At 62.9% G+C, this 22,342-nt stretch carries 19 protein-coding genes, 1 tRNA gene and 2 pseudogenes; 14 read left to right on the top strand and 8 right to left on the bottom strand.

Features of this window, described 5'->3' with window-relative positions:
- Positions 1-18 precede the first annotated feature (18 nt).
- The 3 genes from hyi to AB1286_RS07445 form a co-directional block, all read right to left on the bottom strand.
- Positions 19-795 (bottom strand): hydroxypyruvate isomerase, encoded by a 777-nt coding sequence (gene hyi / locus AB1286_RS07455; protein WP_430362656.1) that lies wholly within the window; start codon positions 793-795, stop codon positions 19-21.
- A 284-nt stretch (positions 796-1,079) separates the two neighbouring features.
- Positions 1,080-1,769 carry a FadR/GntR family transcriptional regulator gene (locus tag AB1286_RS07450; RefSeq protein WP_430362655.1) on the bottom strand — a complete coding sequence of 230 codons (690 nt, stop codon included), beginning with the start codon at positions 1,767-1,769 and terminating at the stop codon, positions 1,080-1,082.
- Between the two features lie 155 nt (positions 1,770-1,924).
- On the bottom strand, positions 1,925-2,878 hold the full coding sequence (locus tag AB1286_RS07445; protein WP_430362654.1) for an SMP-30/gluconolactonase/LRE family protein: 954 nt from the start codon (positions 2,876-2,878) through the stop codon (positions 1,925-1,927).
- Positions 2,879-3,154: 276 nt separating this feature from the next.
- On the opposite strand from AB1286_RS07445, the gene AB1286_RS07440 reads away from it, so the two are divergent.
- The 8 genes and pseudogenes from AB1286_RS07440 to AB1286_RS07405 all read left to right on the top strand — a co-directional run bounded on the left by AB1286_RS07440 (position 3,155) and on the right by AB1286_RS07405 (position 10,846).
- Positions 3,155-5,359 (top strand): TonB-dependent receptor, encoded by a 2,205-nt coding sequence (locus AB1286_RS07440; protein ID WP_430362653.1) that lies wholly within the window; start codon positions 3,155-3,157, stop codon positions 5,357-5,359.
- A 63-nt stretch (positions 5,360-5,422) separates the two neighbouring features.
- Positions 5,423-5,725: a hypothetical protein gene (locus AB1286_RS07435; protein WP_430362652.1), complete on the top strand. Its 303-nt coding sequence runs from the start codon at positions 5,423-5,425 to the stop codon at positions 5,723-5,725.
- The gene (locus tag AB1286_RS07430) at positions 5,707-5,964 is read left to right on the top strand and encodes a hypothetical protein (RefSeq protein WP_430362651.1); all 258 of its coding nucleotides are present in this window, start codon (positions 5,707-5,709) and stop codon (positions 5,962-5,964) included. Before AB1286_RS07435 ends, AB1286_RS07430 begins: the two co-directional genes overlap by 19 nt.
- Before the next feature lie 7 nt (positions 5,965-5,971).
- Positions 5,972-7,543, top strand: coding sequence for a PepSY-associated TM helix domain-containing protein (locus AB1286_RS07425; RefSeq protein WP_430362650.1), 1,572 nt, complete (start codon positions 5,972-5,974; stop codon positions 7,541-7,543).
- Positions 7,544-7,681: 138 nt separating this feature from the next.
- Complete coding sequence (locus AB1286_RS07420; protein ID WP_430362649.1) at positions 7,682-8,881, top strand: pyridoxal phosphate-dependent aminotransferase; 1,200 nt, start codon at positions 7,682-7,684, stop codon at positions 8,879-8,881.
- Positions 8,882-8,979: 98 nt separating this feature from the next.
- Entirely contained in the window at positions 8,980-9,918 is a 939-nt protein-coding gene (locus tag AB1286_RS07415) for an RHS repeat-associated core domain-containing protein (protein ID WP_430362648.1), read from the top strand.
- 13 nt (positions 9,919-9,931) lie between these two features.
- Positions 9,932-10,129, top strand: a pseudogene (locus tag AB1286_RS07410) (RHS repeat-associated core domain-containing protein); the annotation flags it as partial.
- A gap of 183 nt (positions 10,130-10,312) precedes the next feature.
- The gene (locus AB1286_RS07405) at positions 10,313-10,846 is read left to right on the top strand and encodes a hypothetical protein (RefSeq protein ID WP_430365140.1); all 534 of its coding nucleotides are present in this window, start codon (positions 10,313-10,315) and stop codon (positions 10,844-10,846) included.
- On the opposite strand, the gene AB1286_RS07400 is transcribed toward AB1286_RS07405, so the two are convergent.
- The 3 genes and pseudogenes from AB1286_RS07400 to AB1286_RS07390 all read right to left on the bottom strand — a co-directional run bounded on the left by AB1286_RS07400 (position 10,741) and on the right by AB1286_RS07390 (position 12,190).
- Positions 10,741-11,055, bottom strand: coding sequence for a HipA N-terminal domain-containing protein (locus AB1286_RS07400; RefSeq protein WP_430362647.1), 315 nt, complete (start codon positions 11,053-11,055; stop codon positions 10,741-10,743). The two genes, AB1286_RS07405 and AB1286_RS07400, sit on opposite strands and share 106 nt — an antisense overlap.
- A gap of 291 nt (positions 11,056-11,346) precedes the next feature.
- Positions 11,347-11,587 (bottom strand): annotated as a pseudogene (locus tag AB1286_RS07395) (helix-turn-helix domain-containing protein); the annotation flags it as partial.
- Positions 11,588-12,105: 518 nt separating this feature from the next.
- Positions 12,106-12,190: transfer RNA gene (locus AB1286_RS07390), tRNA-Leu, on the bottom strand.
- Positions 12,191-12,551: 361 nt separating this feature from the next.
- On the opposite strand from AB1286_RS07390, the gene AB1286_RS07385 reads away from it, so the two are divergent.
- Positions 12,552-14,462 (top strand): methyl-accepting chemotaxis protein, encoded by a 1,911-nt coding sequence (locus AB1286_RS07385; protein ID WP_430365012.1) that lies wholly within the window; start codon positions 12,552-12,554, stop codon positions 14,460-14,462.
- A gap of 21 nt (positions 14,463-14,483) precedes the next feature.
- Here AB1286_RS07385 and AB1286_RS07380 read toward each other — a convergent pair whose 3' ends face one another.
- On the bottom strand, positions 14,484-15,656 hold the full coding sequence (locus AB1286_RS07380; RefSeq protein WP_430362646.1) for an ABC transporter substrate-binding protein: 1,173 nt from the start codon (positions 15,654-15,656) through the stop codon (positions 14,484-14,486).
- Between the two features lie 68 nt (positions 15,657-15,724).
- Positions 15,725-16,666 (bottom strand): CysB family HTH-type transcriptional regulator, encoded by a 942-nt coding sequence (locus tag AB1286_RS07375; RefSeq protein ID WP_430362645.1) that lies wholly within the window; start codon positions 16,664-16,666, stop codon positions 15,725-15,727.
- 207 nt (positions 16,667-16,873) lie between these two features.
- Between AB1286_RS07375 and AB1286_RS07370 the strand changes: the two genes are divergently transcribed.
- From AB1286_RS07370 to AB1286_RS07350, 5 genes are all read left to right on the top strand, one after another.
- Positions 16,874-18,553: a nitrite/sulfite reductase gene (locus AB1286_RS07370; RefSeq protein ID WP_430362644.1), complete on the top strand. Its 1,680-nt coding sequence runs from the start codon at positions 16,874-16,876 to the stop codon at positions 18,551-18,553.
- Between the two features lie 28 nt (positions 18,554-18,581).
- Positions 18,582-19,118, top strand: coding sequence for a DUF934 domain-containing protein (locus AB1286_RS07365; protein WP_430362643.1), 537 nt, complete (start codon positions 18,582-18,584; stop codon positions 19,116-19,118).
- Entirely contained in the window at positions 19,115-19,879 is a 765-nt protein-coding gene (locus AB1286_RS07360) for a phosphoadenylyl-sulfate reductase (RefSeq protein ID WP_430362642.1), read from the top strand. Before AB1286_RS07365 ends, AB1286_RS07360 begins: the two co-directional genes overlap by 4 nt.
- A 109-nt stretch (positions 19,880-19,988) precedes the next feature.
- A complete protein-coding gene (cysD, locus tag AB1286_RS07355; protein ID WP_430362641.1) occupies positions 19,989-20,951 on the top strand; it encodes a sulfate adenylyltransferase subunit CysD in 963 nt (320 codons plus the stop codon).
- Positions 20,952-20,989: 38 nt separating this feature from the next.
- Entirely contained in the window at positions 20,990-22,309 is a 1,320-nt protein-coding gene (locus tag AB1286_RS07350) for a sulfate adenylyltransferase subunit 1 (RefSeq protein ID WP_430362640.1), read from the top strand.
- Positions 22,310-22,342 lie beyond the last annotated feature (33 nt).

Raw genomic sequence — 22,342 nt, 5'->3', positions numbered from 1 at the left:
GCGCGTTCGGTCGTGCGGTTAAAGATAGTTCGCGGCCCAGTGCAAACCCGCGGACGTCGTCGTGGCCGGCTTGTATTCGCAGCCGATCCAGCCCTCGTAGCCAAGCTTGTCGAGGTGGGCGAATAGGAACGGATAGTTGATTTCGCCGGTGCCCGGTTCGTGGCGCCCCGGGTTGTCGGCGAGTTGCAGGTGGGCGATCTTCGGCAGGAGGGCCTCGATCGTTGCGGCCAGTTCGCCCTCCATGCGCTGCATGTGATAGATGTCGTACTGTAGAAAGACGTTCTCGCTCGCGCTAGCTTCGATCAGCTCGATCGCTTGCCGCGAACGGTTGACGTAAAAGCCGGGGATGTCGTACGTATTGATCGGTTCGATCAAGAGACGAATACCGGCCGCGGCTAGGGCTTTCGCGGCGAACTTTACGTTGGCGACGAACGTTTCGCGAATCGCATCAGGCGCCACGCCGGCGGGTGCGATACCGGCCAATACGTTCAGCTGTTTGCAACCGAGCGTATGCGCATAGTCGATCGCCGTGCCGACACCGTCTTGAAACTCCCCCACGCGATCGGGCAGGCAGGCAATGCCGCGCTCGCCCGCGGCCCAGTCGCCGGCGGGCATGTTGTGCAGGACTTGCGTGAGGCCGTGCGTATGCAACTGCTCGGCGAGCGCGTGTTTGTCGTATGCGTAGGGGAATAGAAATTCGACGCCTTTGAAGCCGGCGTTTGCCGCTTGTGCGAAGCGTTCCATGAAATCGACCTCGCCGAACAGCATGGTGAGGTTCGCGCAGAGTTTCGTCATCGTGTGTCTCTTGGGGAGCGAGCGCCAGGCCGGATCGGACGGCAATGCCGATCGTTCGCGACGCGAAAAGCCGAGTGCAGGCATATGAGGCGCGTATCGCTTCGATGAAGCGCCCACGCTGCCGACCATGTAAGACATCGTCGGCCATACAGGAAAAGTTGTCAAGCAAATCTAGGGAGGCCCAGGGCTTTCCCTAACGGCGAGGCGAAGGGGAGGAGAGGTCTCGAAAGATTGCGGGAGAGGGCGGCCGGGTGCAAGCCGCAAGGTCGCCGGCGCTCTTCGCGTTAGGAGCCGAACATTCGGCTCAGTGCGTGTTCGAGGTGATCGCGCATGGCGCGCGTGGCGCGCTGCGGATCGCGCTCCGTGATCGCTTGCAGGACTTCCAGATGCTCTTGCTGAACCACGCGCTGCCGCTCGATCGATTTCACGAGCGATAGATTGCGCGACAAGTTCATGCTGAACACCATCTGCTCTTGAATCGCGGAGAGCGCCGCCACGAAAAATTGATTTTTCGAGGCGCGCGCGACGGCGAGATGAAACGCGAAATCGTCTTTCGCGCCGATCCCCGAGGTCTCGACGATCGTCTGCAAGTTGTCCCATTCGCGACGAATCGCGGCGATGTCTTCCTCGTCGGCTTTCTCGGCGGCCAGCGCGGCCGCGCCGGATTCGATCACGACGCGATATTCGTAGCAGCGCCGAATGTCCGATAACGTCTCGAGCGGCGCAAATCGGCGCACGTCGGGATCGGGCCGTCGCACGACGGTCGTGCCCGAACCGTGGCGCGTGGCGATGATGCCGTCCGCGCGCAACTGCGCGAGCGCTTCGCGCACCGTCGGACGAGACGTCGCGAAACGCTCCGCCAAGGCGTGCTCGGTCGGCAACCGTTCCCCTTCCTTGTACTCGCCGTCGATGATTCGGTTGAGGATGTCGCTGTAAATCCGCGCCGGCATGCGCGGCGCCTTCTGCTCGGCCATTTGGGGCGTTGTTGGATGAGTTGTCATGAGTGTGACCGATTGTAAGTCACGGCAAGTCGTAAATCATAGCGTGCCGCTCGATTGCGCCCCTTTCATGCGGCACCCGACGCACACAGTCGCCGGTATCGCGGCCGCGCCTGCGTGCGAATCGGTCGTTACAACGTCCCGGCGAACTCGGGTTCGGGCAAACCGCGTACGCCGGGGTGCAGCGCGAGTACGAAGCCGTCGTGTTCGCCGACGGTATTCGGACAGATCGTCGTCACGAAGAGCGTATCGAGGCCGGTACCGCCGAATGCGCACATCGAAGGCTTGGCGGCCGGCAGTGCGAGTTTGCGCTCGAGCCGGCCATCGGGGGTGAAGCGGAGCAGCAGGCCGGCGTCGTTCGCGCAGGTCCAATAGCAGCCGTCGGCGTCGATCGCCGCGCCGTCGGGGCGGCCCACATAGTCGTGCAGATCGGCGAAGACGCGGCGATTCGTCGGCACGCCGTCGTCGATGTCGTAATCGAAGGCCCAAATGAGTCGGCTCGACGCGTGCGAATCGGAGAGGTACATCGTGCGGCCGTCGGGCGACCATGCCAAGCCGTTTTGCGTGCACAAGCCCGAGACGACCGGCGCCGATAGGCCCCATTGCGCGGTATATCGATACAGCTTGCCGGCGGGATGCGGATCCGTTGCGTCCTGCACCATCGTGCCGGCCCAAAAGCGTCCCTGTCGATCGCAACGGCCGTCGTTGAAGCGCATGCGCTCGGCCTCGTGCGCGACGGGCGCGAGGCGGCGAATGGTCGCGCGGCCGGGATGGGGACCCGTATCGTCGCCGTGTTGCAGGGGGTCTTCGCTTTCGTGCAACTCGAGCGCGAACAATCCCGTCTCGAGGGCCGCCAGGACGGTGCCGGCGCGGTCGAATGCGATGCAGCCCACGCGCTCGGGCAAGGCCCATTGCGTGCGGCGCGCACGATCGAGTTCGTAACGCACGATCGTTTGCGCCGGTATGTCCACCCAATAAAGCGCGTTTTCCGACGCTCGCCAAACGGGACTCTCGCCCACGGCGCAACGCCGCGGATGGCGAGACTCGAGCCGATAAGGCTGCGCGAGCTGTGTGTGGTCGCTCATGGCTGTTTCCGGTGGGGCGAGGCGTTCGGCATGCAGGCCGATGGCCACTTTGATCGAATGGCATCTATTGTTGTTATACAACATATTAATTGTCAATCATGTGTGCGCCTGAGGCCGTACAGCGGAAGTGCGGCGGGAAGTGCGGCGATCGGCGCATTCTCTCGGCGATAAATGCAAATAGGAATCCGTCTCATTTGCATTTATCATATGCATCTCAAAAATCCCGCTGCTCGACCGAGGGCAGCGGCCTTAAGCATCGTCGGTCGTCAAATAACTATGTCTATTCGCTATCGGGGTGTTGTTCGCGGCGGCGCGCATCGTCGTCGCATTGTTCCTGTTTCCATCGCCGGCGCGTTGTTGGCGACCATCGCCGGCCATGCCGCGGCGCAAGTCGCGGCACCCGCGGGTGCCTCATCGGTCGCCGATGGTGCGTTACCCATCATCGTGGTCAAGGAGAAGGCTCAGCGTTTGCCGGGCGATTACGCCCCGACCTATGCGGGCGGACAAGTCGCACGCGGCGCGCAGTACGGCGTGCTCGGCCAGCAAGCGAATCTGGACACGCCGTTCGCCGTCACGAGCTACACCTCGCGTCTGATCGAGCAGCAGCAGGCGCGCACGCTCGCCGACGTCGTCGCCAACGACCCGGCCGTACGCACCGCGTTCGGCTTCGGCAATTTTTCGCAGAAGTTCGTCGTACGCGGCTTCCCGCTCGACGGCGACGACATCTCGATGAACGGCTTGTACGGGATCGTCCCGCGTCAGCTCGTCATGACGGAAGCCCTCGAACGCGTCGAAGTCTTCAAAGGGGCGAACTCGTTCGTGGGCGGTGTGCCGCCCTCGAGTTCGGGCGTGGGCGGCGGCATCGATCTGCAATTGAAGCGCGCCGACGATAAGCCGCTTACCCGGTTGACGCTCGAGGGAACGGCATCGGGCGAAGCCGGCACGCACGTCGACATCGGCCGGCGTTTCGGCGACCACGATCAATTCGGCATTCGCGTCAATTCGTCCGTCCACGGCGGCGAGACGTCGATCGACGGCGAGCATCGGCGCGATGCGATGACGTCGGTGTCGCTCGATTACCGCGGCGAGAAGCTGCGCTTGTACGGCGACTTCATCTATCAGCGCGAGCGCATCACCGACGGGCGCTCGGTCGTCTACGTGCGGGGCAATGCGATTCCCACCGTTCCTTCCGCGAGCTACAACTACACGCAGGCGTGGAACTACAGCACGCTCGAGGACACGATTGCGATGGCTCGGGCCGAATACGACTTCTTGCCGGGATGGACCGCCTATTTGAGCGCGGGCGTGCATCACGACAACGAGAGCGGGCAGTACGAATCGCCGGGGTACGTTTCGCCCACGGCGACGTCCGGTTATCGACTCGGCGTCCCGTACAAGGCCGATGGCCTAGCCGGCGAGGCGGGCGTGCGCGGCGCATTCGCCACCGGCTGGGTGACGCACCGGCTCAGCGCGGGCGTATCGATTTCGCATCTGAATACCTACAGCGCTTACGACATGTCGGGGACCTTCCCGACGAGCCTGTACGACACGGTGCAAGTCCCGCAGCCTGCCACCGCATTCTCCGGGGGCAATTTATCCGATCCGGGCTTGGTCAGCACGACCCTGATGCGTAGCGCCGCGATGGCGGACACGCTCGGCGTGCTGAACGATCGCATTTTGTTCACGCTCGGCGCGCGCTATCAAAAGCTGCATGTCACCGACTACGACTACACGGGGAAAGCAGCGTCGGTCTACGACCAGTCGGCGACTACGCCGGTGTTCGGGCTCGTGGTCAAGCCGTGGCGGCATCTGTCGTTCTACTTGAACCGTACCGAGGCGCTGTCGCAAGGCGGGCAGGCTCCTTCGACGGCGCGCAACGCCAATCAGATGCTCGCGCCGTATCGTTCCCGCCAAGTGGAAGCGGGCGTGAAGTACGACGCCGAGCGCTACGGCGCGTCGCTGGCCGTCTATCAGATCAACCAACCGTCTGCCTATGTGGATCCGGCCACGCAGATCTACGGCACGAATGGCGATCAACGCCATCGCGGCGTCGAAGTGTCGATGTTCGGCGAGCCGATCAAAGGCCTTCGGCTGATCGCGGGCGGCACGCTCATCGACGCGACGTTGCGCGGTACGTCAGGCGGCATCGACGACGGCAATCGGCCCATCGGCGTTCCGCGCTACATGTTCACGTTCAATGGCGAGTGGGACGTTCCCGAGCTGACCGGCTTCACGCTGATGGGCCGCGCCACCTATACGAGCAAGCAGTATCTCGACGTCGCCAACCGGCTATCGATCGCGCCTTGGACGCGCTTCGACGTGGGTGCCCGTTATCGCCGCAAGGTCCTTGGCCACGATACCGAGTTGCGCGCGATGGTGCTCAACGTCGGCAATCACGCGTACTGGAGTTCGACGCTCGGCGGCTATCTGACCCAAGGCGCGCCGCGCACGGTGATGTTCTCGTTGTCGACCGATTTTTGAGCGGACGATGACGTCGATGCGGATGCTAACGAGTAGGGCAAGCGATGCCCGGGGGCAAGCGCGATGAGCGACTGGTTTGCGTGTGCGCTTAGCTTCGTTGCAGCGGCGTTCGCCTGGCGCGCTTCGCCATCCGCCAATGCGAGTTCGCGCAATATCGTCCGCGGCCGCCGCGCGGGCTACCTCGCCGGGGCGTTCGCGCTGCTTTCGAGCGCGCAGTGGATCGACGCGCACGGTTGGCCCGCGGGTTTGTGCGCGACCTGTGTCTCGATCGGTGCGAGTTGCAGCGTCACGCCGTTCGCCGTCGAAGTCGTTCGGCGTCTGCGAATTCGAATCCGGGCGAGGCGTCCATGCCATTTCGCTTCGTGATCGTGTTCGCCGCGACGCTGCCGTTTTCGGTCGCACTATGCGCCGCATCGGCCATGCTCTTGCCGGGCGGCTGGCGGCACGCCGCGATCGGCGCGATGGTGTTGACGATTCCCGTTTGGGTGGGCACCGCGTCAGGGCTTATCGCCGTAACTTCGAGGCGGCGCTTGTCGGTGTATCTCGTGGGCGGCAATCTTGCCGCGTTCGCGCTCGTATGCGGCGCGAAATGGATCGGTTCGTAAGTTGACGATGCGTACGCAAACACTTCGTGCCTATCAGTGGCTGCATACGTGGACCGGTATCGTTGCAGGTCTTGCGCTGTTCGTTGCATTTCTCGCCGGTGCGCTCACCATGTTTCAAGATCAGATCGGTCGCTGGGAGCGCCGGCAGGCGTGGCACGTACAGCCGTCGGCCGGCGACGTCGACCGGCTCGTCGCGGCAGTGCTTGTCGCGCATCCTACAGCCGCTAGCCGGCTCGGCATCATGTGGCCAAGCCCGGCCATGCCGGATCCGACCGCGTTTTGGTTCGAACGTGGCCACTGGCATTTCGCGGCGCTCGATCGGCGGGCCGCTTCGGCTTCCGCATCTGCATCTGCATCGGCCGGAGCGCTCGTGCCGCTCGACACGCCGAGGCTAGCCCCGTTCATCAACAAATTGCACTACGCGCTCGCGCTGCCGCCGTTCGGAATGTACTTGATGGGCGCGGTGTCCATTGCGTTCGGCTTTGCGATGGTGAGCGGCCTGATCGTGCACTGGCCGCGATTGGCAAAAGATCTTTTTGCGTTACGCCCCGGCAAGAACCGCAAGCGTTTTTGGCAAGATGCGCACAGCGCGCTCGGCTTGTTCCCGCTGCCGTTTTACGCGATGGTTGCCGTGACGGGCGCATTCATGTGCCTCACAACCGCGATCGCATTCGTTTTCAACATCGCGTTCGATCATCGGCTGTCTGCGGCGTTGCCGGCGATGTGGTCGCCGAGCACGCTCGCGGCACCGGGCTACGGAGAGCTGCCGAATGCGGGGCCGTTGTCGGCGGAACAACTTCTCGCGGCTGCGAGGCGCGAAGTGCCCGATCTCGAGCCGGAGTGGGTGACGTTCACCGACTATGGAAAATCGAACGGTAGGGCGGAGGTATGGGGCGATGTCCCGAAAGCGCTCGGAACGCGCAGTGCGGTTGCGCTGCGATTGACGAGCGGTACCGTAACCGGTAGCCAGCATGCCGGCGCGCGCGATGCGAATCACGCGATCGGCAGCGCTATTTACGGGCTTCACTTCGGGACCTATGGGGGACTCGCGTTGCGCTGGGCCTACTTCGCGCTTGGGCTTTGCGGTGCCGCTATGGTCTTCACCGGCAACCTCATGTGGCTCGAGGCGCGGCGCAAGCGCGACGTAGCCATGCAGCCGCTTGCGGCGCGCAACATCGCGCGCTTGACCGTCGGGGTGTGCGTCGGTACTTGTGTCGGTCTAGCCGTTGCCTTTGTGGGCGCGCGATGCTTGCCCGGCGTCGGCGCGGATCGCGTCTTCTGCATCGCGCTCGCGCTGAGCCTCGGCCATTGTGTGTGGCGCGCGCCGATCTTCGCCGCACGCGATCTCCTGATGGCCGCGGCTGTCGCGTCCGCAAGCATTGTGATAGTCGACGTCGCGCTAGGCGCCGGCGATTGGCTCCGTTCGATCGTGCAAAATGACGGGGCGGTGTTCGGCGTCGATCTCGTTGCAGCGGCTGCCGCGTTGCTATTCGCGTATGGCGCGCACATCGTCCATCGTCGTGCAAAGCGAGGCGCGACGACGGGCGTTTGGGCTCTGCATTCGAACGAAACCGTTTAGCCGAAGCTCGTGCGTCGTTAGTGAGTTTCACCCTCGGCATCGAAATGGCATGCGAATATAGGGCGTCTGATATCGCCGCCTGGCACCCGCGTTCGAACGATCCGCGCGCAGGCCCGATCAACCACGCCGAGACGCCTCATGACCGACACTCGCCTTTACCCCGTTCAGGCCCGACCCGCCATCCAAAACCTGGGCGGCTCGCTCATTCGAGAAGTCGCCAATAGCGGCATGGGTCGAGCCGATGTCTTGCCGTTTTGGTTCGGGGAGTCCGATATGGCGACGGCCCAGTTCATTCGCGATGAAGCGGCTCGCTCGCTCGCGCAAGGCGAGACCTTCTACTCGCAGAACCTAGGGCGGCCGTATCTGCGCGAGCGTATCGCGAACTATCTCTCCGAGCTTCATGGTCGATCGATCGCGCCCGAACGTATCGCCGTGATGAGTTCCGGGGTGACGGGGCTCATGATTGCGTCGGAGATGCTGCTTTCCGCTCAGGATCGCGTCGTGGTGGTGACGCCGTTATGGCCGAATATCACCGAGATTCCCAAAATCCTGAGCGCCGAGGTCGAGCGTGTTCCGCTGCGCGTGAGTGATGGCCGCTGGACGCTCGATCTCGATCGCCTCTTAGACGCATTGACGCCGGGAACGAGGGCGTTGATCGTCAATTCGCCGAACAATCCGACCGGATGGACAATCGACGACCATAGTGTCCAAGTCATCTTGAGCCATTGCCGCAAGCATGGCATCTGGATCGTCTGCGACGATGTCTACGAGCGCTTGGTGTACGACTCGAATCGGCGCTCGGCGCCGTCGTTTCTTGCTTACTACGAAGAGGGCGATCGGATCATTTCCGTCAACAGCTTTTCCAAAGCTTGGTCCATGACGGGCTGGCGAGCAGGATGGATGGTCGTACCCGAAGCGCTCACCGCGGATTTGGCCAAAATCATCGAATACAACTTCTCCTGCGTATTCGAGCCTGTGCAACGCGCTGCGGCAATCGCGCTGGAACGCGGCGAGCCGGAAATCGCGCGCTTGCGCGAAAGCTTGTCGCATACGCGAGCACTGCTGTCGCAGGCGCTGACCTCTCTGCCGGGCGTACAGGTGCCCGAAGCCGGGGGGGCAATGTACGTATTTTTCCGTATCGCCGGCCAAGACGATTCGCTCGAACTCGCCAAACGGTTGGTGAGCGAAGTGGGGCTCGGCCTTGCCCCTGGGGCTGCTTTCGGCCCGGAGGGTAACGGATGGCTGCGATGGTGCCATGCCGTCAGTGTCGATGCCACATTACTGGACGGCGTCGATCGGCTATCTCGCTTCCTTGACCGAGGCCATTCGCACGATTAGCGGCGCTCGGGCGCGGATGGAGATAAGCGAACGCCCACGCTATCAATTTTGCTAGCGCGATGCCGCACGTCCTCACATAGCATCTAGCGAGAACACCGATGCGGGGCACGCCGGATGAGGCGCGCCGAGATAGCGAATATTGGAAGACGGGCACGACCATGAACAAGACGGCCAATGCCTTCGCCGGAGCCTACTGCGACGCTGTCACGCACGCCTATCCGTTGGGTGCCGGCTATCGCTGGTATCTGCCGCCGCTCATGCGCTTCGGCGCACCGGATGAGCGTAGCCCTTTCGGGGCAGGGGGCATCAATCCTTACGCCTATTGCGGTGCCGATCCGGTGAACCGGATCGACCCGAGCGGTCGCTCTTGGCTAAGCTTGCTAGCGAGGGGGATCGCGGCAAAGGTCGTGCGAGAAGGCACGCACGAGGCCGCGTCTTCTCTGGCGCCCGAAGAGGCTCAGGCGGCGTCGGAGCAATCGATCGAAAGCGGTACGACGTCGATCGCGCCGGACGCACGCGAAAGGGCAGACTCGAGTTCGAGTACGCATAGTGAATTCGCCGATCGACCGTCGGCGCTGTCTCTCGATTCGTTCGATTCGCCTTCGAACTCGCGGCCGCAGACGCCGCTCCCGCATGAAATTTCGCAGTGGATGGCCAAACAACGGGAAGCCGTGTCGGCGGTCGAGAGCGAAGCGGGCAGGGCATTGGCCCGGCGATCCAAGCGCTTGCGTGCGATACAACGTGAGCGAGCCGCGACCGGGCGTGCTTATCCGCCGACGGCACAGCGGTTTGCTCAGCCGCTCCGAGTGCTGGCCGAGAAAGCGTCTGTCGTGAACCGCGAACTCGGTGACTTCGCGCAGACGCTCGATCGATACGGGGATCGATTCGGAAACCAATTGGACGAAATACGGACGCTTCAGCAGAGCGCATCGAGGATTGCGATAGAAAGCAGTGCGGCGCTTCAGGGATTGGGACAAGTGCAGGTCGATACCCTTCGGGTAGGCCAAGCGTTTCCGACCGTATCGGATCCGAACTGAACCAGGCCAGGCCGTGCTGAGCGCTCACTCGATTGCGTTCACGGGTGCACGTCGCGATCCCGTAACGTTCGCTTATCCGTTAGGCAATGGGTATCGTTGGTACCTGCCCGGACGCATGGGGTTCAATGCGGCAGACGATCTAAGCCCATTCGACGTCGGGGGAATCAATCCCTACATATACTGCGCCGGCGATCCGATCAACCGGCGGGATCTTTCCGGACATTATTCCGTCGAGCCGTTCGTCAATTGGGCGCGTTCGACATTCGCGCGGATCAGTCCGTCGCCGAGCGATGAAGCGCTAGCGGCGGTGCATGCTCGTTCCAGCGCGATCTCTTCTTCAGGGATTGCTAGGCGGGCTATTGGGAGCGGCGCGGCTAAACGCCCAGTATCGATATTGAAATCACGCAGGCTGGGCGATGTGTTCGGACGGCTCGGTTTGGGACGGCGCGCGAGGAAGGGAGTACGGTTTGGGCCCACGGAAGTCGCGGTTCAGCGCGTCGAGGAAGAAGGGGATGCGGCGAACGGTGTGCCGGAGATCGATGCATCCGAAGACGAGCTCGGCGCTGTCGCGGCGAGCAATCTGGACGTCGAGCACTATTTGCGGTTGGCGGAGGGCATGCTTGCCGAAGCCGACGGCGAGCTCGGGAAAATCGAAAATCTGATGAGAGCCGATAAGCCGAGGTCGATCGATCCGCTTACCGGACGCGATCGCGTGGAGTACGAGTTGCCTCGGGGAGTCCGAAAGGCGTACCAGCGTGGCTTGATCGACGGGTATCGAGACAACGCCGAGCGCTTTATGAACGCTGCATCTCAATACCACAACTACGCGCTGCGAATTGTCGCGGCCTCGGATGTTTCGATGGACTCGCTTTTCGATCGCGTCGCCTTGCGGCATGAACGGCTCGGATTAAGGTTACTTCGACTTTGACGCGGATTGTCGAAATACCACTGTGCCGGCCGCGTGGTAGCACCGTCTCGCAAGATGCCGTCGTCGAGCGGGAGGTGCGGGCTCAGTGCAAAGCGCGTGGGGTTTTCCAACCACGACCGGGCGTACTCAAAGGCCCAAAGGTTATTGTTCTCGTGAAGCGTGCCGATTTCCTGACCGTCGATAAAAGCTTGCAGAGTTCGCTCAGTCATCTCGTTTTTGTCCCTTGGGGCCGATAGTGGGCTTAGCGCTATCTGACAAAAGCTCGGCGTCGTCTAAGAGTTTTCGTGCTAATGCTCTGAGTTCTGCACTGGCCTTGTCGGTTTCGACGGATGCCGCTAAGCGTTCGGCGGCCCTCAAGAGCACCTTCTGTCCGGTCGGGGGTTCGGTTAGCCAGTCTTGCGTCCTCGCTCCGGCCGCACCTATGCCGCCTTTTTCGGCGTTAGCACGCAATGCACCGTGGAGCGCCCGCACGGAGGAGCGAAACCTTGCCAAGGCGGCTTGGCGCGTGAGCAATTCGTCGTCTGCGTTGGGGATCTCGACGACCACTCGCACGCCGAGGCCTTGAAGGATCTGAAAAACTTTCCCCCACTGCACCGTGTCCGTGCCGCGCTCGGCTTTGGCCATAAAAGATTCGCTTACACCAACGCTGCCTGCGGCGTCGTCCTGGCGCAATTTCTGAATTTTTCGGGCGGCGCGAATCACTCCGCCGATATCAGAGGCGTGCTCGATTGTTCGACGCATACGGGTAGGCTCCTTGAACGACGACGGCTGGGTACAGCCTGCGTTGCAATGGCTTTGATGCCCGCGACCGCAAGGAGGTCACGGCCACTTGCTCCAATGATGGGCTCGGTCCGGCGCCATTGGCGCGTGATCCAGCATGGCAAGCCAGTAAGCGGACCAATGGGCGCGTGCCGAGCTATAAAAACAGTGCGTCCGAACGGTTTGTGAGGGACGGCAGGAAATGCGATCAAAAACCATGCGAATGCAAGGATTTTATCACCTGTTGCCACCCCGCGTATGTAAACCATGCGATCGCATGGTTTACATACGCGGACGAGCCTGCGAAGGTGAAAACCGTGCGAGCGTACTGTTTTTGGGCTGGTTGTCGACGGGAATTCGTGCGGGGGCGAGAACACCTAGCAAGTGGAATTCTTGGTCGCCGAGCGCGCGGGAAGCGGGTCCCGATATAGCTCGCTACGCCAGATTTACGCCAAATGAAAAGGCCCAGCCTTGCGGGCTGGGCCTTTCACGAGAATTCTTGGTGCCCAGGGCCGGACTCGAACCGGCACGCCTTGCGGCGGGGGATTTTGAGTCCCCTGCGTCTACCTGTTTCACCACCTGGGCTTTCGCCGACGCTTGAACACGCCGGACAGAAGAGCGCGATTATGGCGGAATTCGTCTCGCCTGACAAGGGGGCGTCGACCGCGTCCATCCGCCACGCGTCCGGCACCGTGCATCCTCATCTTGCCGAACGCCCGCCTTCATCGCGCCGGCGCGCCATCATGGCCCCTTTTACCCCGGTTTTTGCCGTTGACGTAAGTCAATCGACAGTTCGCCTCAGCCGCGTATCGTCTGAACAACTGAGCCGCCGGCGGGACGCATCGCACTTCGTCACGTCGAGCGCGGCGCTTTTATCGGTCTACATGCGACGTGGACTGCGCACTTGCTGGGGAACACCGTGATTCAAGCTGTATTTGCGCCTGGAATGGCGCTAATGGGCCGGCTCAAGATGCCCAAGAAGCTCGTCATTCTGGCGCTGTTGTTCATGGCGCCGTTGTCCGCGACGCTCTACGCCACACTTCATTCCGCGCTGCGTGCCTACAGCGCGACGCTGAGCGAGCAAGACGGCCTTGCCATGCTCGCCACCACCCAGGATTTGCTCAAGGCGGTGCAGGTGCGCCGCGGCGCCGGGGCGGCGGTCATGGCCGGCAACGCGGGCATGCGATCCGCCTTCGATTCGTCGAGCATTGCGGCCGAGGCATCGCTGGCTCGCCTCACCGAGCAAACGCAAGCGAGTGCGCGTTTCGACATGCGCGCCGACGTCAAAGCCCTCGCCGATCGGTACGCGCATTTGTCGGCGGCCGGTCTTGGGCCGACCGGCGCGGCGTTGTTCGCGTCGCATACGGCGCTTGTGCGCGAGATCTTTATGTTCGAGCGCGACCTGTCCGATCGCACCGGACTTGCGCTCGATCCCGACGATATCAACGCGGTACTGATCGATTCGGTGGCATACGGGCTGCCGAATGCCGCTGAAACGGCCGGCGTGACGCGTGGGAAAGGCGCCGCTGCATTGAGCGCGGGGCAACTCGCCGAGCTCGATCGCGGCGTGCTGCAAACCCGCGCGGCCTTGCTCGACGATCAAAGCGCCGTGCTACGCCATGCGATTTCCGGCATGCAGCAAGCAGCGACGAGCTCAGCGCTTAGCGCCGCCGTCGCGGCGATGGACCTTGCTCCCTACGATACGTTCCGCCATACGGTCGAAGCGCTCGGCCACGACGGCGCCCCGGCGCTCGATGCGAACGCATTCTTTCAGCAAGGCACGGACGCGATCGCCGCGCTCTATCGCGCACACGCCGAGCTATCTCAAGTTGTCCGCGATCGGTTGGATGCCCGCGCGCGTGCCGAACGCAGCGAGGTCGCCGTACTGTCGCTGCTGAGCGCGATCTCGGTCGGCTGCGCGCTCTATCTATTCGTTGGGTTCGCGTTGCGCACGCAACGAGACGTCGCCGAATTGTCGAATTCGATGAAAGCGATCGGCACGGGCGATTTGCGCGCGTCGATCGACGTTCAGGGCCACGACGAGTTCGCTTCGATCAAACGCGGCCTCAATACGCTGGTCGCCGCCTGGACGCAAACGATCGCCGCGACGCGCGGAGCGGCGCAATCGGTGCTCGTCGGCAGCGGGCAAATCGCGGCCGGCAACCAGGATCTGTCGCAACGCACGGAGACGCAAGCGGCGTCGCTCCAGGAGACGGCGGCGAGCATGGAGCAGTTGACCTCGACCGTGAAGCACAACGCGTCGAACGCGGCGAATGCCAACAAGTTGAGCGCCGAGGCGGCCGAACGCGCTTCGCGGACGGGATCGATCGTGACGTCTGCCGTCGACATCATGAAAGAGGTGCACGCAGGCTCGACGCGAATGGCCGAGATCGTCTCGGTCATCGAAGGAATCGCGTTTCAGACCAACATCCTCGCGCTGAATGCCGCCGTGGAGGCCGCTCGCGCGGGCGAGCAAGGCAAGGGATTCGGGGTGGTGGCCGGCGAGGTACGCGCGCTCGCCCATCGCAGCGCGTCCGCGGCGAAGGACGTCAAGGCGCTGATCCAGACGTCCATCGAGCGCGTGACGGGCGGCTCCGCGCTATTCGTTCAAGTCGACGGTGCGATCCATTCGGTGATCGATGCGATCGCGGACGTCGATCGCATCGTCGGCGAAATCGCCGATGCCTCGGAGCAGCAAAGCGACGGCATCGAGCAGGTGAACGTCGCGATCGCTCAGATGGACGAGGTCACGCAACGCAACGCCGCGCTCGTCGAGGAATCGGCGGCTGCTAGCGCGTCGTTGCAGGAGCAGGCCGAGCAGATGGAGCGGCTCGTCGCGCGCTTCCAGCTCGCTTGAGTGCGTGCTTCGACCTTCCCCTTACTGGCTGATGTAGACGAACTTGCCGCCCTTGATTTCGCCCATGACGCTCGCGCGTTGATCGAGCCCGACGTGATCGCCCGCGCTCGTATTGACGACGCCGTTCGGTACGACGAGTTCGTGCGCCTGCTCGAGCGCCGTGCGCAGCGCCGAGCGGAACGCCTCGGTACCCGGCTGCGCTGTCTTGAGTGCGCGCGCGACGGCATCGTTCAAGCGCGGATAGACGCCGGCAGCATCGCCGGCGAATTGCGTAACCGTGCCGGCCCCGAATTTCGCTTCATAACTGTCGACGAATGCCATTGCCGCCTTTTTCGACGGATGGTCGGCCGGTAACGTGCGCGCGACGACGACAGGCTGTGTGGGAAACAGCGTGCCTTCCACGTCCTTGCCGCCGAGCTTGATGAACGCCGGCGTGGCGATCCCGTGCGTCTGGTAGATCGGGCCTTTGAAACCGCGCTGGACGAGTTCTCGCTGCGGCAGCACGGACGGCGTACCCGCGCCCGCGACGAGGATCGCGTCGGGCTTGGCTTCCATCAGCTTGAGTACCTGGCCCGTCACGCTCGAATCGGTGCGGTTGTAGCGCTCTGTCGCGACGATCGAGATGTGACGCAGCTTGGCGAACGTCGAAAATTCTTTGAGCCAGCTATCGCCGTAGCTGTCGGCGAATCCGATGAAACCGACCGTCTTCACCCCGTGGGCGGACATGTAACGCGTCATTACATCGGCCATCGCGCTGTCGGTTTGCGCCATCTTGAACGCCCATACGCGCGGGCCGGTTTGCGGCTCGACGACGCTGCCCGAGCCGATCAGCGTGATCATCGGCGTATGCGACTCGGCCACCGGATCGAGCGCGGCCAACGCGGCCGGCGTGATGTTCGGACCGACGATGACGTCGACATGATCTTCGTGGATCAGCTTATTGATGTTGCGCACGGCTGCGCCCGGATCGGAGCCGTCGTCGAGGAAGATGTACTGCGCGCTCTGCCCGGCAATCGTCTTGGGCCACATCAACATCGCGTTCTTGCTCGTGATGCCGATGACGGCTGCGGGTCCCGTGGACGACAAATCGATGCCGACTTTGATGTCGGCCCGCGCCGGAGCGGTCTCGGCTGCGCAAACGAGCGCGAATGCCGCGAGCGCGAACGTGCGGCGCAAAGTTGCGGACAACGCCATGCAAAGGTCTCCTGAAGTTCGTGGCTAAGTGCTAAGTGAAATGTGACGCGGTTTGCTTTCGGTTCGGCTCACAGCTCGTAGCTGTCGTGTTCGCCCTTGAGCGCCTGCTCGATCAGCTTGCGATTGAGCGTGGGCGAGAGCAATTCGACGAGCGTATACACATAGCTGCGCAGATAAGCGCCTTGCTTCAGCGCGACACGCGTCAAGTTGCTGCCGAAAAGATGCCCGACCGGCATTGCGCGTAGATGGCGGTCGCGCTCCGTGTTGAACGCGATATCGGCCATGATGCCCACGCCGAGCCCGAGTTCGACGTATGTCTTAATGACGTCCGCGTCGATCGCCTCGAGCACGATGTCGGGCGCAAGTCCGCGCAGCGAAAAAGCTTGATCGATCTTCGTGCGCCCGGCAAAGGCGTTGTCGTACGTGATCAGCGGGTACTGCGCAAGATCTTCGAGCGAGAGCTGCTTGCGCTGCAAGAGCGGATGATCGGCCGGCATGATCGCCACGTGATGCCACTGGAAGCAAGGCAGCGAGACGAGTTCTTTGTATGAGGAAATCGCCTCGGTCGCAATCGCCACGTCGGCGTGATCGTGCATGACCATCTCGGCCACCTGCGTCGGGCTGCCTTGCAGGATCGACAAGTGCACCTTGGGAAAGCGCTTCTTGAATTCGGCGATCGCGCCGGGCAGCGAGTAGCGCGCCTGAGTGTGGGTGGCGGCGATGACGAGGTTGCCCTGGTCTTGCGCCGCGAAATCCTTACCGACCCGCTTGAGGCTCTCGACCTCCTGCAAGATCCGCTCGACCGAGGCGAGGATGATCCGGCCCGGCTCCGTGAGCGAACGCACACGCTTGCCGTGGCGCGTGAAGATCTCCACCCCCAGCTCGTCCTCGAGTTCGATGATCGCCTTGGAGACGCCCGGCTGAGACGTATACAGGGCCTTGGCGGCCTCCGTCAGATTGAATTTCTGGCGGACCGCCTCGCGCACGAACCTAAATTGGTGCAGGTTCATTTATAACCCTATCGACATAAGGAAAGAATTTTTTAGTCGTTTGAAATATAAGGGCAGTTTATTACGATCGACGCACGTTTTTCAATATGTATAGCTGTTTTCGTCATTAGCGCATGACGAGCTTGTCTGAACGAACGCTCGCCATCCGCATCGATAGCGATTTCCGGCTGCCGCGCGAGGCGGTCCGACACTAACCTGGGGTCCCGCATGTATCAATACGATCAGTACGACCAGACCATCGTCGACGAACGCGTCGCGCAATACCGCGACCAAGTCCGCCGCCGCTTGTCGGGCGAATTGAGCGAGGACGAATTCCGCCCGCTGCGGTTGCAGAACGGCCTGTACATGCAACGTCATGCCTACATGCACCGCATCGCCATTCCGTACGGCAACTTGCGCAGCGACCAGTTGCGCATGCTCGCTCACATCGCGCGCAAATACGATCGCGGCTACGGCCACTTCTCGACCCGCACGAACATCCAGTACAACTGGATCAAGCTCGAGGAGACCCCCGATCTGCTGGCGGATCTCGCGTCGGTGCAGATGCACGGCATTCAAACGTCGGGTAACGACATCCGCAACATCACGGCCGATCAGTTCGCCGGCGTGGCGCCCGACGAAATCGTCGATCCGCGTCCATGGGCCGAAATTCTGCGTCAATGGTCGACGTTCCACCCCGAATTTAGCTGGCTGCCGCGTAAGTTCAAGATCGCGGTGTCGGGGACGAAGGAAGATCGCGTCGCCGTGCAGATCCATGACCTTGGCGTGTATCTCTCGAAGAACGAGGCGGGCGAGGTCGTCTGCGCGATTCTCGCGGGCGGCGGGCTCGGCCGTACGCCGATCATCGGCTCGGTGATTCGCGAGAACCTGCCCTGGCAGCATCTGCTTACTTACTGCGAAGCCGTGCTGCGCGTATATAACCGCTTCGGCCGCCGCGACAACATGTACAAGGCGCGTATCAAGATTCTCGTGAAGGCGCTTGGCCCCGAGAAGTTCGCGCAGCAAGTCGAAGAGGAATGGCAGCACTTGAAGGACGGTCCCTCGACGCTCACGCAAGCCGAGTACGATCGCGTCGCGCGCCATTTCACGCCGTCGGCTTACGAAAAGCTGTCGGATACCGATGCGACGTTCGAAAAGCATCTGCTCGAGAACCGCGCGTTCGCGCGCTGGATCGAGCGCAATTTGCGTCCGCATCGCGTGCCGGGTTATGCCGCGGTCACGCTTTCGCTGAAGCCGGCCAAGGGCGCGCCGGGCGATGCGACCACCGAACAAATGGAAGCGGTCGCCGATTGGGCCGACCAGTACTCGTTCGGCGAGATTCGCGTGTCGCACGAACAAAACCTGATTCTGGCCGACGTGCGCAAGCGCGATCTGTTCACGCTGTGGGAGCTTGCCAAGCAGCAAGGCTTCGCCACGCCGAACATCGGTTTGCTGACCGACATCATCGCTTGCCCCGGCGGCGATTTCTGCTCGCTCGCGAACGCCAAGTCGTTGCCGATCGCGCAATCGATCCAAGATCGTTTCGACGATCTCGACTACGTCTACGATCTGGGCGATCTGTCGCTGAACATTTCGGGCTGCATCAACTCGTGCGGTCATCATCACGTCGGTAACATTGGGATCCTGGGCGTCGATAAGGACGGCTCGGAGTGGTACCAAGTGACGCTCGGCGGCGAGCAGGGCACGAGCGCGACGGGCGCCCGTCTGGGCCGCGTGATCGGGCCGTCGTTCGCGGCCGAGGAAATGCCCGACGTCATGAGCAAGGTGATCGACACGTTCCTCGAGCACCGTATCGACGGCGAGCGGTTCATCGACACTTACAATCGCATTGGCGTGACGCCGTTCAAGGAACGCGTCTACGCATCGCGCCAGCCGGCTCACGCGTAAATCACGGGCGAACCAGGGATATTTGCAGATGACTTCGATTATCAAGAATCGCTCGGTGGTACGCGACGACTGGACGGTTGTTCGCGCGCTCGAGGACGGTACGCTGCCGACGGCGGATGCGTTGCCGGCCGGACGCGTACTCGTTCCGTTCGCGCTCTGGAAGCAAGCGAGCGCGGCGCTCCTCGCCTCGCGTGAGCGCGATGCGCTCGGCGTATGGCTGGCCCCGGACGACGAGCCTGCCGATCTGGCCGGCGACTTCGACAAAATTTCGCTGATCGGCGTCGATTTCCCCGTGTTTCGCGACGGGCGAGGCTATAGCACGGCGCGTCTGCTGCGCGATCGGTACGGCTGGAAGGGCGAGTTGCGCGCGATCGGCGACGTGCTGCGCGATCACCTCAATTTCATGGCGCGTTGCGGGTTCGATGCGTTCGCCGTGCGGGCCGACAAGGACATCCACGATGCATTGCGCGCATTCGAGGAGTTCACGGTCAAGTACCAAGCCGCGTTCGATACGCCGCAGCCGCTGTTTCGCCGGCGCGCCGAACTCGAATCGGAGCGTGTATGAGCCTGGACCGCACGCCCGCCGCAGCCGATGTCGACGCGGCGCTCGAAGCGAAGTTCGCGCGTCTGCACGCTTTCGTCGACGAGATCGCGCAGCGTCATGAACGCGTCAAGCTCGCGAGCAGCTTGGCCGCGGAAGACATGGTGCTGACGCATGCCATCTTGTCGCGCAAGGCGGCGATCGGCATTTTTTCGCTGAATACGGGCCGGTTGCACGAGGAAACGGTCGGCATGATCGATCGCATCCGGGAACATTATGGCTACGAGATCGAGCAGTTTCATCCGCGAGCCGAGGCCGTGGACGAATACGCGAAGGCGCACGGCTTGAACGCGTTTTACGAGAGCGTCGAGTTGCGCAAGCGCTGCTGCGAGATCCGTAAGGTCGAACCGTTGAACCGCGCGCTCTCCGGCGTGCAAGCCTGGGTGACGGGGCAGCGGCGCGAGCAATCGGTGACGCGCACCGAGCTGCACGAGCAGGAGCACGATTCGGCGCGGAACATCGCGAAATACAACCCGCTTGCGGATTGGACCGAAGCCGAGGTTTGGGCTTACCTCAAGCTGTTCGATGTGCCTGTCAATCCGCTGCATGCGCGCGGCTATCCGAGCATCGGCTGCGAGCCTTGTACCCGCGCGGTGCGTCCGGGCGAGGACAGCCGGGCGGGACGCTGGTGGTGGGAGTCGCGCGATTCGAAGGAATGCGGCCTGCACGTCACCTCGACCATTCAATTCGCATCGGGCGGCGCGACGAACGAGGCTTCGGCCTGACGCGCCGGCCGGTGTCAAGCACTACACTGAAGTATTCGAATGATGTGGCGGCGGCCAAGGCGCATCGGCGCCGGGCGGCACACGGGCAAACGATAGGAAACCGTCAAGTATGAGCACGATTCTCGAACCCTCCGCGACGACCCCGCTCACGGTCAGCGCAACCCGCATGGACCACCTCGACTGGCTCGAGGCGGAATCGATCCACATCCTGCGCGAGCTCGTGGCCGAATGCAGCAAGCCGGCGCTGCTGTTCTCGGGCGGCAAGGATTCGGTCGTCGTGCTGCATCTGGCGCTGAAAGCGTTCGGCCTCGGCGCCCAGCGCAAGACGACGCTGCCGTTTCCGCTCGTGCACATCGACACGGGGCACAACTACCCGGAAGTGATCGACTTTCGCGATCGCCGCGCGGCGCAGATCGGCGCGCAGCTCGTGGTCGGTCACGTCGAGGATTCGATCGAGCGCGGCACGGTGCGGCTGCGCCGCGAGACCGATTCGCGCAACGCGGCGCAAGCGGTGACGCTGCTCGAGACGATCGAGCAGCACGGCTTCACGGCGATGATCGGCGGGGCGCGCCGCGACGAAGAGAAGGCGCGCGCCAAAGAGCGCATCTTCTCGTTCCGCGACGAATTCGGCCAATGGGATCCGAAGGCGCAGCGCCCCGAATTGTGGAGCCTGTACAACGCGCGTCTGCACAAGGGCGAACACCTGCGCGTGTTCCCGATTTCGAACTGGACCGAACTCGACGTGTGGCAATACATCGCGCGCGAAGGGCTCGAGCTGCCCTCGATCTACTACGCGCATGAACGCGAGATCGTGCGCCGGGGCGGTCTGCTCGTGCCGGTCACGCCGCTCACGCCGATGCGCGAGGGCGAGCAAAGCGAAAACGTGCTCGTGCGCTTCCGCACCGTGGGCGACATCAGCTGCACGTGCCCCGTCGAATCGGACGCCGACGACGTGGAGAAGATCATCGCCGAGACGGCGGTGACCGACATCACCGAGCGCGGCGCGACGCGGATGGACGATCAGGCGTCCGAGGCCGCGATGGAACAGCGCAAGAAGCAAGGCTACTTCTGAAGCCCGGCACCCGAACAATCGAAGACGGAATCGAGAACATGAGTACTCCTCATCAACCGGCAGACCTCGGCGTGCTGCGTTTCATCACGGCGGGCAGCGTCGACGACGGCAAGAGCACGCTGATCGGGCGCCTGCTTTACGACAGCCGCGCCGTGCTGTCCGACCAGCTCTCGGCGCTCTCGCGCGCGAAGAACAAGCGCACGGTGGGCGACGAGATCGATCTTTCGCTGCTGACCGACGGCTTGGAAGCCGAGCGCGAGCAAGGCATCACGATCGACGTGGCCTATCGTTACTTCGCCACGGCGCGCCGCAAGTTCATCATTGCCGATACGCCGGGGCACGAGCAATACACGCGCAACATGGTGACGGGCGCGTCCACGGCGCATGCGGCGATCATCCTCGTGGATGCGACGCGCGTGACGAAGACGCCGGACGGTCAAACGGTGCTGCTGCCGCAGACGAAGCGCCACAGCGCGATCGTGAAGCTGCTCGGCTTGCAGCACGTGATCGTGGCGATCAACAAGATGGATCTCGTGGATTACAGCGAGGCGCGCTTCAACGAGATCCGCGACGCGTACGTCGAATTGGCGCGTCAGTTGGGCATTGCGAACGCGCGCTTCGTGCCGGTGTCGGCGCTCAAGGGCGACAACATCGTGCAGGCGAGCGAGCGCATGCCGTGGTATGCGGGCGAGCCGCTCTTGGACGTGCTCGAAGCGCTGCCGGTGGCGCAGCCCACGGGCGAGGCGTTGCGCTTCCCGGTGCAGTGGGTGGCGCGTCAAGACGGCTCGAGCGCGGACGACTTCCGTGGCTATATGGGCCGAGTGGAAGCGGGCGAGGTGCGCGTGGGCGATACGATCGTGGTGCTGCCGGCGGCGCGCGAAGCGACGGTGGCCGAGATCATCGCGCCGGTGCCCGGCGGCACGGCGCAAGTGGACCGGGCGTTTGCGGGACAGACGGTGACGATTCGTTTGGCCGAGGACGTGGACGTCTCGCGTGGCGATACGTTCGTGGCCGCGCAAGAGGCGCCGCAGCCGTCGAAGAAGCTCGAGGCCGATCTATGCTGGTTCGACGAAGAACCGCTTTCCACGCAGCGAAAGTATCTGCTCAAGCAAACCACCAATACGGTGTTCGCGCGTATCGGCTCGGTGAAGGAAGTATTGGACGTCCACACGCTCTCTCACACGAGCGACGTGCGCGACCTGAAGATGAACGACATCGGACGCGTGGCCTTGACGCTGCAAAAGCCAATCGTATGCGATGCCTACGACGCGCAACCGGCGACTGGCGCATTCGTGCTGATCGACGAGGCGACGCATCATACGGTGGCAGCCGGTATGATTCGTGCATATTCCGCGTGATGGAGAACGAGACGGCGCCTGAGGCGCCGTCCA

The organism is Trinickia sp. NRRL B-1857 (assembly GCF_050470685.1).
In the GTDB taxonomy this organism is placed as follows: Bacteria; Pseudomonadota; Gammaproteobacteria; order Burkholderiales; family Burkholderiaceae; genus Trinickia.
Note: the sequence above shows the minus strand (reverse complement) of the source record. Positions and strands in the feature narration are given on the sequence as shown.

Coding starts and splice junctions, on each gene's coding strand:
- hyi (WP_430362656.1), bottom strand. CDS start 795: ATGACGAAACTCTGCGCGAACCTCACCATGCTGTTCGGCGAGGTCGAT.
- AB1286_RS07450 (WP_430362655.1), bottom strand. CDS start 1,769: ATGGCCGAGCAGAAGGCGCCGCGCATGCCGGCGCGGATTTACAGCGAC.
- AB1286_RS07445 (WP_430362654.1), bottom strand. CDS start 2,878: ATGAGCGACCACACACAGCTCGCGCAGCCTTATCGGCTCGAGTCTCGC.
- AB1286_RS07440 (WP_430362653.1), top strand. CDS start 3,155: ATGTCTATTCGCTATCGGGGTGTTGTTCGCGGCGGCGCGCATCGTCGT.
- AB1286_RS07435 (WP_430362652.1), top strand. CDS start 5,423: ATGAGCGACTGGTTTGCGTGTGCGCTTAGCTTCGTTGCAGCGGCGTTC.
- AB1286_RS07430 (WP_430362651.1), top strand. CDS start 5,707: ATGCCATTTCGCTTCGTGATCGTGTTCGCCGCGACGCTGCCGTTTTCG.
- AB1286_RS07425 (WP_430362650.1), top strand. CDS start 5,972: ATGCGTACGCAAACACTTCGTGCCTATCAGTGGCTGCATACGTGGACC.
- AB1286_RS07420 (WP_430362649.1), top strand. CDS start 7,682: ATGACCGACACTCGCCTTTACCCCGTTCAGGCCCGACCCGCCATCCAA.
- AB1286_RS07415 (WP_430362648.1), top strand. CDS start 8,980: ATGCGGGGCACGCCGGATGAGGCGCGCCGAGATAGCGAATATTGGAAG.
- AB1286_RS07400 (WP_430362647.1), bottom strand. CDS start 11,055: ATGACTGAGCGAACTCTGCAAGCTTTTATCGACGGTCAGGAAATCGGC.
- AB1286_RS07385 (WP_430365012.1), top strand. CDS start 12,552: ATGGCGCTAATGGGCCGGCTCAAGATGCCCAAGAAGCTCGTCATTCTG.
- AB1286_RS07380 (WP_430362646.1), bottom strand. CDS start 15,656: ATGGCGTTGTCCGCAACTTTGCGCCGCACGTTCGCGCTCGCGGCATTC.
- AB1286_RS07375 (WP_430362645.1), bottom strand. CDS start 16,666: ATGAACCTGCACCAATTTAGGTTCGTGCGCGAGGCGGTCCGCCAGAAA.
- AB1286_RS07370 (WP_430362644.1), top strand. CDS start 16,874: ATGTATCAATACGATCAGTACGACCAGACCATCGTCGACGAACGCGTC.
- AB1286_RS07365 (WP_430362643.1), top strand. CDS start 18,582: ATGACTTCGATTATCAAGAATCGCTCGGTGGTACGCGACGACTGGACG.
- AB1286_RS07360 (WP_430362642.1), top strand. CDS start 19,115: ATGAGCCTGGACCGCACGCCCGCCGCAGCCGATGTCGACGCGGCGCTC.
- cysD (WP_430362641.1), top strand. CDS start 19,989: ATGAGCACGATTCTCGAACCCTCCGCGACGACCCCGCTCACGGTCAGC.
- AB1286_RS07350 (WP_430362640.1), top strand. CDS start 20,990: ATGAGTACTCCTCATCAACCGGCAGACCTCGGCGTGCTGCGTTTCATC.